Below are 12,173 nucleotides of genomic sequence, written 5' to 3'. Positions count from 1 at the left end.
TCAGCGCCGGTCGCGGAAGAAGTCGCGCAGGAGGTCGGCGGCGGCCGTCTCGCTCAGGCCCCCATAGACCTCCGGCCGATGATGGCAGGTGGGATCCGAATAGAGCCGCACGCCGTTCTCGACCGCACCGCCCTTGATGTCCGCCGCACCGAAATAGAGACGGCGGATGCGGGCGAAGGAGATGGCCGCCGCGCACATCGGACAGGGCTCGAGCGTGACGTAGAGGTCGCAACCCGGCAGCCGCTCCGAGCCGAGAAGGGCGCAGGCGGCGCGGATGGCGAGAATCTCGGCATGGGCGGTGGGATCGCGATCGTGGAGCGTCCGGTTGCCGGCGCGGGAGAGGATGACGCCGTCGCGGGCGACCACCGCGCCGACAGGAACCTCGCCGCGACCGGCCGCGGCGCGCGCCTCCTCGAGGGCGATCTGCATCGGCGCGGAGGCGGTCGCCGACAGCCGCGAATCAGCCTCTCTCGCCATTTCGTCCCGTTCGTGCTAAACGCCCGCATTCCTGCCGGGGTACCCGGCCGCGCACGCCGGACGGCGCCGCGACAACCCGATCTCACGAGAACCCCATGCCCCGCAAGCGCGACGATGAACGTCCGGCCCCCAGCCGGACGCGGAAAACCGATTCAACAGCTTCGCCGAAGACCGCCGAGACCAAGCCGGCCGCCGCGAAGAAGACCTCCAAGGCCGCAGTGAATGCGCCGGAGACCCTGCCGGCTGTGACGGCCGCAGCCGCCAAGCCGAAGGCCGCGAAGACGACGACCGCCAAGGCCGCAGCGACCAAGGTTGCGACGACCAAGGTCGCGAAGCCCGAGACCGCAACCGCCCCCAGGAAAGCCGCAAAGCCCAAGGCGACGAAGGCCGCAGAGGCCGTGACGGTCGCTGCCGCCAAGCCAACGAAGGCTCCGAAAGCCTCCAAGGCGGAGGCGGTTGCGCCGGCAAGGCCGGTCGAGGCCGCTCCCGAGGCGCCGAAGGCCAAGGCAGCGACCAAGGCGTCCACGACCAGGGCGACGGCCACCAAGACGACGAAGGCCAAGGCGCTCAAGGCTGATGCGGTCCCGACCGAGACGGCCGAACTCGCAGCCGCGCCGGCTCCTGTCGTGGCCGAGGCCGTCGCCGAAAAGCCGGCCAAGGCCGGAAAGGCTGCCCGCAAGGGACGTGCCGCGGCAGAAGAGACCTACGACCCGATCGACGTGCCCGGCGACGTTCCCGCCTTCCTCAAGGATATCGACGAGGATCCGGTGGTGAAGGCCCTCGCCCGCGAGGCCGGCATCGAGAAGAAGAAGCCGTCTGCCGGTCGCTCGCGCGACGAGGAGCGGCCGCGCCGCACCGAGCGCGACGAGCGTCCGAAGCGCACCTTCGCCGAGGACCGCGGACAGCGTGACCGCAACACCGTGCCGCGCGAGCGCGACCGTTCGTTCGAGCCGGTCAATCGCGGCGATGAGCGTATCGCACGCGTCCTCGCACGTGCTGGCCTCTGTTCGCGCCGCGAGGCCGAGGAGTGGATCGAGGCGGGGCGCGTCAGCGTCAACGGCACTGTCCTGACCTCGCCCGCCATGAACGTCACCGAACGCGACGTGGTGCTGGTCGACGGCGAGAGGCTGCCCGAGCGCGAGCGCACGCGCCTCTGGCTCTACCACAAGCCGGCCGGCCTGGTGACCACCAACAGCGACCCGGAAGGCCGTCCGACCATCTTCGACCGCCTCACGGAGGACCTGCCGCGGGTCGTCACCGTCGGCCGCCTCGACATCAACACCGAGGGCCTTCTGCTGCTGACAAACGACGGGGGTCTCGCCCGCGTGCTCGCCCTGCCGGCCACCGGCTGGCTGCGCCGCTACCGCGTGCGCGCTCATGGCAGCGTGGATCAGGCCACGCTCGATCGCCTGCGCCAGGGCATCGAGGTGGATGGCATCGAGTACGGGCCGATCGAGGCCGAACTCGACCGCGTCCAGGGCGCCAACAGCTGGCTCACCCTGTCGCTGCGCGAAGGCAAGAACCGCGAGGTGAAGAACGTCCTGGGCGCCATCGGCCTCGACGTGAACCGCCTCATTCGCGTCTCCTTCGGCCCGTTCCAGCTCGGCGAGCTGCCGGAGGGCGAAGTCGACGAGATCCGGACGCGCGTGCTGCGCGACCAGCTCGGCGAGGAACTCTCTGAACTCGCCGGCGTCGAGTTCGACCGGCCGGTCTTCGAGAAGATCGGCGAGCGCGACGATCGTTCCGCCCGTAAGGCTCGTCCCGAGGGACGTCCCGAGCGCGGCGCCCGTCCGGCCCGCTCCGACGACCGCGGCGAGCGTCCCGCTCGGTCAGGCGGTCGTGACGAGCGCCCGAAGCGTTTCGGCGACCGCGACGAGCGTCCGGGCCGCTTCCCGCGCGATGAGGATCGCGGCAGCCGCTTCGGTCGTGACCGCGACGAGGGCGACAGGGGCCCGGGCAAGACCCCGGAGCACCGCTTCGGCAATCGCCCCCGCGTCTGGCGCGATGGCGAAGCCACCGATTTCGGGCCCCGCAACAAGGCGCGCCCCGCCTACAAGGGCACCCGCGAGGCCGAGAGCGGCGAACGCGACTTCAAGCGCGGAGCCCCGGTCACCGATTCCCGCGGACGTCGCGTCCGGGTCGAGAAGATGGGCGGAGACGCGCCTGCCGCCGAGAGGCAGGAGCGTTTCGAGAACCGGCAGGCACGCGAGGCAGAGGATCGCGGCGACCGCCCGTTCCGCAGCCGCGACGGCGATGCCCCCCGTGGCGACTTCAAGCCGCGTGGCGACCGCCCGTTCCGCAGCCGCGACGGCGATGCTCCCCGCAGCGACTTCAAGCCGCGCGGCGACCGCCCGTTCCGCGACCGGGATGGCGATGCTCCGCGCAGCGACTTCAAGCCGCGCGGCGACCGTCCGTTCCGCAGCCGCGACGGCGATGCTCCGCGCAGCGACTTCAAGCCGCGTGGCGACCGTCCCTTCCGCGACCGGGATGGCGATGCTCCGCGCAGCGATTTCAAGCCGCGCGGCGACCGTCCGTTCCGGGATCGGGATGGTGACGCTCCGCGTGGTGACTTCAAGCCGCGCGGCGACCGTCCGTTCCGGGATCGGGATGGTGACGCTCCGCGTGGTGACTTCAAGCCGCGCGGCGACCGTCCGTTCCGTAGCCGTGATGGCGATGCTCCCCGCAGCGACTTCAAGCCGCGCGGCGACCGCCCGTTCCGCGATCGCGACGGGGACGCGCCGCGCCGGGATTTCAAACCCTGGGGCGACCGTGAGGACCGCGGCGGCGGCCGGGACTTCAAGCCGCGCGGCGAGCGCAGCTTTGGCGACCGGCCGGATGGCGACCGCCCGCGCGGCGGCAAGCCCTTTGGCGGCAAGAGCTTCGGCGACCGGCCGTCCGGCGGGCGCTCGTTCGGCGATCGTCCCACGGCGGGCAAGTCGTTCGGCGATCGTCCCACCGGCGAACGCTCCTTCGGCGGCAAGCCTTCGGGCGGCAAGTCGTTCGGCGATCGCCCGTCCGGCGAACGCTCGTTCGGCGGCAAGCCGTCGGGTGGCAAGAGCTTCGGCGGTGGCCGTGGCGACCGTCCGTTCGGCGATCGTCCGTCGGGGGGCAAGAGCTTCGGCGGCAAGCCGGGGGGCAAGCCCTTCGGCAAGCCGGGCGGCCGTCCCGGCGGGGGCAAGCGGGACCGCTAGCCCTTGCGTATCGTCGGCGGCAAGTTTCGCGGGCGCAGCCTGCTCGGACCGAAGTCGGACGCGATTCGTCCGACCTCGGACCGGCTGCGTGAGAGCCTGTTCAACGTGCTCGCCCACGGCTACGGCGACCCGTGCGACGGCGCACGGGTCATCGACCTTTTCGCCGGAACAGGCGCGCTGGGGTTCGAGGCCCTGTCGCGCGGGGCCGTCTATGCCGCTTTCGTCGATCAGAGCGCCGAGGCGCGCGGACTGATCCGCGGCAACATCGACGCGATGGGCCTTTCAGGCATCACTGGCTTGCTGAAGCGCGACGCGACGAAGCTCGGCGCGCTGGCGCCGTTCGAACCGTTCACGCTGATGTTCTGTGATCCGCCCTATCGCAAGGGACTGGCGGAACGCGCGCTGCAGAGCGCGCGCGAGGGCGGCTGGCTCGCGGATGACGCTCTGATCGTCGTTGAGGAGGCGGCGGACATCACGGTCGCGATCCCCGCCGGCTTCGTGCTGGACGAGCGCCGGGAGGCCGGCGAGACGCAGCTTCTGTTCCTGCGTCGCGCCTGATCCCTCGCAGCTATTTCTTGAGCAGATCGCGAATTTCCGTCAGCAGCACGACGTCCGCCGGCGGCGCGGCTGGCGCGACCGCCTCGGCCGCTGCCTGGCGCTTCATCCTGTTCATGCCCTTGACGACCATGAACATCACCGCCGCGATGATCATGAAGTTGATGGCGATGGTGATGAAGCGGCCATAGGCGATCACGGCGCCCTGTTTCTGGGCGTCGACGAGATTGGTCGCGGTGACCGAACTGCTGAGCGCCAGGAAATAATTGGTGAAATCGAAGCCGCCAATGGCGCCGAGGATCGGCATGAAGAGATCGCCGACGATGGATTCGACGATCCGGCCGAAGGCGGCGCCGATAATGACGCCGACCGCGAGATCGACGACGTTGCCCTTGAGGGCGAATTCCCTGAATTCCTTGAGCATGGGGGCCTCCTTGTCTGTCATGCCGGCAGCGGCACCGCATCACCACGATCCGGGATGCTGATCGGGAAGGCAATGGTATCCCCCAAGCAGATGCGATGCGGCGGTGGACAGGCGCGCCCGCCGCGTGATGAAGTCGTTCCCCGATGAAAGGGTCCCGCGGCTCCGCCATGAACACGCACCCATGAGCATGGGCTTGGTCATCATCCTGACGGCTCTCGCCTATCTCGGCGCGCTGTTCGTCGTCGCCTACTGGGGCGACCGGCGGCGCGTGCAGGAAAAGGCGATCCGGCAGAGCCAGACCTGGATCTATCCCCTGTCGCTGGCGGTCTATTGCACCTCCTGGACCTTCTTCGGGTCGGTCGGCCTCGCCTCGCGCAGCGGTTTCGACTTCCTCGCCATCTATGTCGGCCCGATGCTGCTGTTCATGCTGTTCTGGCCGCTGGTGCGGCGCGTCGTCCGCATCGCCAAGGCGCAGAACATCACCTCGATCGCAGACTTCATCGGCGCCCGCTATGGCAAGAGCCAGGCCGTGGCGGCCATGGTCTGCCTCATCGTCACGGTCGGAACGATCCCCTACGTGGCGCTGCAGCTGAAGGCCGTGTCCTCGTCGCTGATGACGACGATCAGGCCGGACGAGATCGTCAATGTCACGCAGGAGCTTCCCTTCTTCGGCGACCTGGCTCTCGTCGTCGCCATGTCCATGGCCATCTTCGCCATGCTGTTCGGCACCCGCCATGCCGATGCCACCGAGCACCAGGACGGCCTGATCCTGGCGGTCGCGACCGAGTCCATCGTCAAGCTCGTCTGCTTTCTCGCCATCGGTCTCTACGCGACCTACGTCATGTTCAACGGCTTCTCGGACCTGTTCGGCCAGGCGCTGGCGCGGCCCGACATCGTGAAATCCGTGCTCCGCTGGCCGGATTTCTCTACCTTCCTGACGATGAGCGTCCTGTCGTTCTGCTGCGGCATTCTCCTGCCGCGCATGTTCCACGTCGGCGTGGTTGAGAACCATTCCGAAGCCGAGATCCGCCGCGCCGCCTGGCTCTTCCCGCTCTATCTCGTGCTCATCAACCTGTTCGTCATACCCATCGCCGTGGCCGGCCTTCTCGTCTTCCCGCCCGGCTCCATGGACAGCGATATGACGGTGGTGGCGCTGCCGATGTCGCGCGGCAACGAAATCCTGACGCTCGCCGCCTTCATCGGCGGCCTGTCCGCAGCTACCGCCATGGTGATCGTCGCCTCCGTCGCGCTGTCGATCATGATCTCCAACGACGTGGTCATTCCCTCCCTGCTCAATTTCCGCGGACGGCTGCTGGCCGGCGAGGGATCGGCCGAGGACCGCGGCGACCTCGGCCCGACCATCCTGATGATCCGCCGCACCATCATCTTCGCGGTGATGATCGCCGCCTACCTCTACTATCGCGTCGCCGGAGAGGCGCAGCTCGCCTCCATCGGCCTTCTGTCCTTCGCCGCCGTCACGCAACTCGCCCCGGCGTTTTTCGGCGGGTTGTTCTGGCGGCGCGCCAATGCCGGCGGCGCCGTGATCGGCATGGGCGCCGGGCTGGTCGTCTGGGCCTATACGCTGCTCGTGCCGATGCTGACGACGACCGGCGCCCTGCCTGCGTCGATCGTCACCGCCGGCCCCTTCGGTATCGAAGCGCTCCGCCCGCAGAACCTGTTCGGCATCGTCGACCTGTCGCCGCTCGCCCACGGCGTGTTCTGGTCGCTGCTCGCCAACGGCCTGCTATTCGTCGGCGTATCGCTATGGCGCCGCCCCTCCGCCATCGAACTCCTGCAGGCGAAGGTTTTCGTGCCCTCCGCCCAGTCGGACTATGCGCCGAGCTTCCGCCTGTGGCGCAGCGCCGTGACGGTGGAGGAGGTCCGTTCGACCGTCGCACGCTATCTCGGCGCCGAGCGCACCCATGCCGCCTTCGCGAGCCATGCGGTGGAACGGGGCGTGCCGCTGGAGGGTCAGGCGGAGGCCGACATCGACCTCCTGCGCTATTCCGAGCGCCTGCTGGCCTCCGCCATCGGCACGGCCTCCTCGCGCCTCGTCCTGTCGCTGCTCTTGAAGAAGCGCTCCGTCTCGACGACGGACGCGCTGAAGCTGCTCGACGACGCCAACGCCGCCATGCAGTACAACCGCGAGGTGCTGCAGACGGCGCTTGAGCACGCGCGGCAGGGCGTCAGCGTCTTTGATCCCGACGGCAAGCTGATGGTGTGGAACAGGCCGTTTGCGGAGGTTCTCGCCCTGCCTCCGGAAACGCTGCATATCGGCGCAGGTTTCGACAAGATCCTTCGCGCGCTGGCGGCACGCGGCGAGTTCGGCCCCGGCGACGTCGACAAGCTCGTCTCCGAACGCGCCGGGCGTCTGCTTCGCGCAGAAGAGCCGCAGATCGAGCGCCTCGCCATGCTCGGCCTGTTCATCGAGGTGCGCGCGGCGCGGCTGCCGGACGGCGGCATCGTCACCACCTATACCGACGTGACGGCCAGCGTCGCCGCCGCCGAGGAACTGGAGCGAGCCAACGAGACGCTGGAGCGGCGCGTGCGCGAGCGCACGGAGGAACTCACCCGGCTCAACGCCGCTCTCGCCCAGGCCAAGCAGGAGGCCGACGAGGCGAACCTCTCCAAAACCCGATTCCTGGCGGCCGCCAGCCACGACATTCTGCAGCCGCTCAACGCCGCCCGCCTCTACACCACCAGCCTGGTCGAACGGCGCGCCGAGGGCGACGAACGCCGGCTCGTCGACAATGTCGATGCATCCCTCGAGGCGGTCGAGGAGATCCTCGGGGCGCTGCTCGACATCTCGCGGCTCGATGCCGGGGCGATGAAGCCGGAGATCGCGAGCTTCCGCATCGACGAGCTCTTCCGCCAGCTCGCGGTCGAGTTCGCGCCGCTGGCGCAGCAGAAGAGACTGAAACTCACCTTCGTGCCGACGACGCTCGCCATCCACTCTGACCGCCGGCTGATGCGGCGGCTCTTGCAGAACCTCGTCTCCAACGCGATCAAGTACACCAGCACGGGCGGCGTTCTCGTCGGCTGCCGTCGCCGGGGCAAGAAGCTGTCGCTCGAGGTCCACGACACCGGGCCCGGCATTCCGCAGGCCAAGCAGCGGATCATCTTCCAGGAGTTCCAGCGCCTCGAACAGGGCGCCAAGATCGCCCGCGGCCTCGGCCTCGGCCTTTCGATCGTCGAGCGCATCGCGCGGGTGCTCGAACACCGGCTCTCCGTGAAGTCGAAGGTCGGCCGGGGCTCGTCCTTCGCCGTCGTCGTGCCGGTCGCCCCGGCCCTGCCGGCCGCCGCTCCCGGCCCGCAGCCGGCGCCCTTCGCGGCCGCGCCGCTCGACGGGCTCACCGTACTCGCCATCGACAACGAGCCGAAGATCATCGAGGGCATGAAGCTGCTGCTGACCGGCTGGGGCTGCCATACGCTGGTGGCGTCGGGCTGGCACGAGGCGCACGAGGCGCTCAACGAGAGCCAGATGGCGCCCGACGTGGTGATCGTCGACTACCACCTCGACGAGGGCAACGGCTTCGATGTCGTGACGCAGCTCCGGTGGCGCTTCGGTCTCGCCCTGCCCGCCATCCTGATCACCGCCGACCGCAGCCAGGAGGTGCGCGAGCTGGCCCTGGCGAAGAGCGTCCACCTCCTGAACAAGCCGGTGAAGCCGGCGGCGCTGCGCGCCCTTCTCGCCCAGTGGCGGGTGCGCAAGCAGGCCGCGGAATGAGGCTCGGTCAGTCCTGGCAGGCCTCGGCCATGAAGGCGCCGATGCGGTCGAGGCAGAGGTCGCTGTTCGAGCCCGGGAAGCCGATGAAGACGTGGCAACCCGCGGGATAGACCTCCATCTCGGCCCGCGCGCCGGCCGCAGCCCAGCGGGGCGCCATGGACAGCGTGTCGTCGACCAGCGGATCGCGCGACCCGACCGTGAAGAGGGCCGGCGGCATGCCGGCGAGGTCCGCATGGATCGGGGAGATGTCGGGGTGCCGGATGTCGCCGCCATGCACAAGGAAGTGGCGGACGAACATCTCGATGTCGCGGGTGTTGAGCACCAGCTTCTCGGCGCCCCAGCGGCGGACGGAGGGCGTCAGGGCGAGGTCGTAGCAGCCGGCATGCAGGTTGGCGGCCCGGAACGGCATGACGCCATGGCGGTCGCGCAGCCTCAGAAGCGTGACGACGGAGAGATGGGCGCCGGCGCTCTCGCCGCCGATTACCATCCGGTCGGTACCGAAAAGGCCCTTGGCCTCGCGCGCGATCCACAGCGCTGCCGCCTCGCAATCGTCCGGCCCCATCGGATAGGGATGTTCGGGGGCGAGGCGGTAGTCGACCGAGACGCAGGCCATACCGGCGCGGTCGGCGAAGCGCTCCAGCCAGGGGTCCTGCTGGTCGACGCTGCCGAGTACCCAGCCGCCGCCGTGGATATGAAAATAGACGCCCTTCGGATTGTCCGGGGCGATGATTCTGAGGTCGATGGGGCCATGCGGCCCCTCGATGGTCATGGTCGTCGCGCGCGGCGACAGGATCGGCGCGGGAAAGGCGCCGCGACCCTCGCGGCGCATCTGGCGGATGATGGCGGGAGGATGAGCCCAGCTGTCCCAGTCCTCGAGGCGCTTCAGGATGGCGGCGTTGACCGCCAGAGCGTCGGCGGGTGCGTTATTCGGATCGAAGGCGTGGGCAATGGCGCTGAAGTCGGTCATGGATCATCTGCCGCAATGGGGTGGCGATGAAAGCCCGGCCACCGCCGCGCCGCAAGTGCGCCGGCGACATCCATGTCTCCCGCTGCGGCGCGGGCTCGGCTAGGATCGCCTCATGACCGACGATCCCCTGCCGAAGCGCGACCTCGCCTCCCCCTCCCTCGGGCTCGTCCTCGGCGGCGGCGGCGCCAAGGGTCTCGCTCACATCCTCGTCATCGAGGCGCTCGACGAACTCGGCCTCAGGCCGGCGGAAGTCGCCGGAACCTCCATCGGCGCCATCATCGGGGCCTGCTACTGCGCCGGGATGAGCGGGCGCGACATGCGCGCCTATGCGCTCGACGCGCTGCGGATGAAGCCGGAGGTGCTGCGCCGCCTGTTCGCGGCGCGCGTCGGCCGCTTCTCCGACCTCCTCCGCAACGGCCTGTCCAATCCTGTGCTGGTCGATCCGGAGCGGCTGCTTGCGGCCTTTCTGCCGCCGACCCTGCCGAAGACCTTCGCCGACCTCGTCATCCCGCTCACCGTGGTCGCCACCGACTATTATGCCCGCGTCGACGTCGGATTCTCGGATGGCCCGCTCATGCCGGCCGTGGCGGCCTCGATGGCGATCCCCGGCGCGCTGCGGCCGGTCCGGCACGAGGGACGCGTGCTCATCGACGGCGGCACCATCAATCCCGTGCCGGTCGACCGCGTGAAGACGCCGGTGATCCTCGCCGTCGACGTGCTCAGCGGCGCCGGGACGTCGCGCGAGATCAACGACGTTATCCCCGACGCCTGGGAGGCGCTGTTCGGCTCGGTGACCCTGATGATGCAGGTGCTGAGCGCCGCGCGCCTCGCCGACTACCGGCCGACGATCCACCTCCGGCCGCCGGTCGACGATTTCCGCGTCCTCGACTTCTTCCGGGTGAGAGAGATCTTCGCCGCCTGCGAACCGATCAAGGACGAGGTGAAGCGGCGTCTCGACATGGTTCTGGGGTCGAGCCCGGCCGTGCTGCTCGACGCTCCGCGCACCGGCGGCTAGCGCCGCCCGAACAGCCTCTCGACGTCTGCGAGCGACAACGACACCGAGGTCGGGCGGCCGTGATTGCACTGGGCCGAGCCGGGGGTGGCCTCCATCTCGCGGAGCAACGCATTCATCTCGGCGGGGCGCAGCAGGCGACCGGCGCGCACCGAGCCATGGCAGGCCATGGTGGCGGCGACATGCAGCAGCCGCTGTTCCAGAGGATCCGCCGTGTCCCACTCGGCGAGATGGTCGGCGATGTCGCGCACGAGCGCCTCGGCATCGGCCTCGCCGAGCAGGGCCGGCGTCTCGCGCACCACCACCGCGCCCGGCCCGAACCCCTCGATGGCGAGACCGAAGCGGTCCAGATCCGCGGCACGCTCGAGCAGGCGAGCAGCATCGTCGGGGTCGAGCTCCACGACGACCGGCATGAGCAGCGCCTGGCGGGCGATGCCCGCCTCCGCCATCTGTCGCTTCAGCCGCTCATAGACGAGCCGCTCGTGCGCCGCATGCTGGTCGACGATGACGACCCCGTCGCGGGTCTGCGACAGGATGTAGGTGCCGTGGATCTGCGCCCGCGCCGCACCCAGGGGGCGATCGAGGTCGTCGGGATTCCCGCTTTCGGCGGGCATGCGGACGTCCGCTGCGGGCGTGAAATCCATGGCGAACGCCGCCTGACCGGCCTCGGCGAAGCCCGGCGTGGTGGGTCTGGCGAAGGATTGCCGCCAGTCATAGATCCGCCCCGGTCCGGAGCGGACACCGCCCTGGCGGAACGCCTCTACGGTGGCGGCCCCAAGCGTCGTCGCCGTTGTCGGCGAGGCCGCCGCGATGGCCTCGCGGATCGCCGTGACGATCAGGCCCCTGACCAACGCCGAATCGCGGAAGCGCACCTCGGTCTTGGCGGGGTGAACGTTGACGTCGACCTCGTGGGGATCGAGTTCGAGAAACAGCGCCACCGCGGGCTGGCGGTCGCGCGGCATCACGTCGGCATAGGCGCCGCGGACGGCGCCGAGAACGAGACGATCGCGAATCGGCCGGCCGTTGACGAAGAGATACTGGCTGCCAGCAGTCGCCTTGCCGAAGGTCGGCAGGCCGGCGAAGCCGAAGAGCCGCACGGCATGCCGCGACACGTCGAGGGCCATGGCGTTCTGCGCGAAATCGCGGCCCGCGACCTCGCCGATCCGCGCCAGCAGGCCGGACTCGCCGAAGGCCTGCGCGGCGAAGTGGCGCGTGCTCCCGCCCTCCTCCGTCAGCGAGAAGGCGACGGTCGGATGGGCGAGGGCGAGGCGCTTCACCACGTCGGCCACGGCCGCGGCCTCGGCGCGGTCGCTCTTCAGGAATTTCAGCCGCGCCGGCGTCGCCGCGAAGAGGTCCTCGATCTCGACGCGGGTGCCGGAGGCGAGCGCTGCCGGCCGGCACTCGCCTTTGACGCCGGCATCGACGGTGAGCGCCCAGCCATGCGGTTCGGATGCGTGACGGGTGGTGATGGTGAGCCGCGCGACGGACCCGATGGACGGCAGCGCCTCGCCGCGAAAGCCGAGCGTGCGGATGTCGAGCAGGTCCTCGTCGTGCAGCTTGGATGTCGCATGACGCTCGACACAGAGTTCAAGGTCGTCCCGGGTCATGCCGCTGCCGTCGTCGGCGACGCGGATCAGCCGGCGGCCGCCCGCGCCCACGAGGATGTCGATGCGCCCCGCACCGGCGTCGAGCGCGTTCTCGACGAGCTCCTTCACGGCCGCAGCCGGCCGCTCGATCACCTCGCCGGCGGCGATGCGGTTGACGACACCTTCTGGAAGCTGGCGGACGGCCATGGTCCGATCCTATCGCCTCGACGCGCG

The 12,173-nt window shown here is 69.7% G+C and carries 8 protein-coding genes; 4 read left to right on the top strand and 4 right to left on the bottom strand.

The features are described 5' to 3' along the window. The gene (locus tag ACJ4V0_RS01490; protein WP_448297772.1) at window positions 1–477 is read right to left on the bottom strand and encodes a nucleoside deaminase; all 477 of its coding nucleotides are present in this window, start codon (window positions 475–477) and stop codon (window positions 1–3) included. 95 nt (window positions 478–572) lie between these two features. Between ACJ4V0_RS01490 and ACJ4V0_RS01485 the strand changes: the two genes are divergently transcribed. Both ACJ4V0_RS01485 and rsmD read left to right on the top strand, forming a co-directional pair. Next, a complete protein-coding gene (locus ACJ4V0_RS01485; protein WP_448297771.1) occupies window positions 573–3,668 on the top strand; it encodes a pseudouridine synthase in 3,096 nt (1,031 codons plus the stop codon). 3 nt (window positions 3,669–3,671) lie between these two features. Further along, window positions 3,672–4,226, top strand: coding sequence for a 16S rRNA (guanine(966)-N(2))-methyltransferase RsmD (gene rsmD / locus ACJ4V0_RS01480; RefSeq protein WP_448297770.1), 555 nt, complete (start codon window positions 3,672–3,674; stop codon window positions 4,224–4,226). A 10-nt stretch (window positions 4,227–4,236) separates the two neighbouring features. Here the strand turns inward: rsmD and mscL are convergent, their stop codons facing one another. Next, window positions 4,237–4,647, bottom strand: coding sequence for a large conductance mechanosensitive channel protein MscL (mscL, locus tag ACJ4V0_RS01475; RefSeq protein WP_448297769.1), 411 nt, complete (start codon window positions 4,645–4,647; stop codon window positions 4,237–4,239). 181 nt (window positions 4,648–4,828) lie between these two features. On the opposite strand from mscL, the gene ACJ4V0_RS01470 reads away from it, so the two are divergent. Next, a complete protein-coding gene (locus tag ACJ4V0_RS01470; protein ID WP_448297768.1) occupies window positions 4,829–8,374 on the top strand; it encodes a hybrid sensor histidine kinase/response regulator in 3,546 nt (1,181 codons plus the stop codon). Between the two features lie 7 nt (window positions 8,375–8,381). Here the strand turns inward: ACJ4V0_RS01470 and ACJ4V0_RS01465 are convergent, their stop codons facing one another. After that, window positions 8,382–9,341, bottom strand: coding sequence for an alpha/beta hydrolase (locus ACJ4V0_RS01465; protein WP_448297767.1), 960 nt, complete (start codon window positions 9,339–9,341; stop codon window positions 8,382–8,384). Window positions 9,342–9,453: 112 nt separating this feature from the next. Here ACJ4V0_RS01465 and ACJ4V0_RS01460 point away from each other — a divergent pair, with 112 nt between their 5' ends. Beyond that, window positions 9,454–10,356, top strand: coding sequence for a patatin-like phospholipase family protein (locus tag ACJ4V0_RS01460; RefSeq protein ID WP_448297766.1), 903 nt, complete (start codon window positions 9,454–9,456; stop codon window positions 10,354–10,356). On the opposite strand, the gene mutL is transcribed toward ACJ4V0_RS01460, so the two are convergent. After that, window positions 10,353–12,146, bottom strand: a complete 1,794-nt coding sequence (gene mutL / locus ACJ4V0_RS01455; RefSeq protein ID WP_448297765.1) for a DNA mismatch repair endonuclease MutL — start codon at window positions 12,144–12,146, stop codon at window positions 10,353–10,355. The genes ACJ4V0_RS01460 and mutL overlap by 4 nt on opposite strands. Window positions 12,147–12,173 lie beyond the last annotated feature (27 nt).

It is taken from the genome of Phreatobacter aquiterrae (genome assembly GCF_053471285.1).
This window is presented reverse-complemented; position numbering and strand designations above follow the sequence as displayed.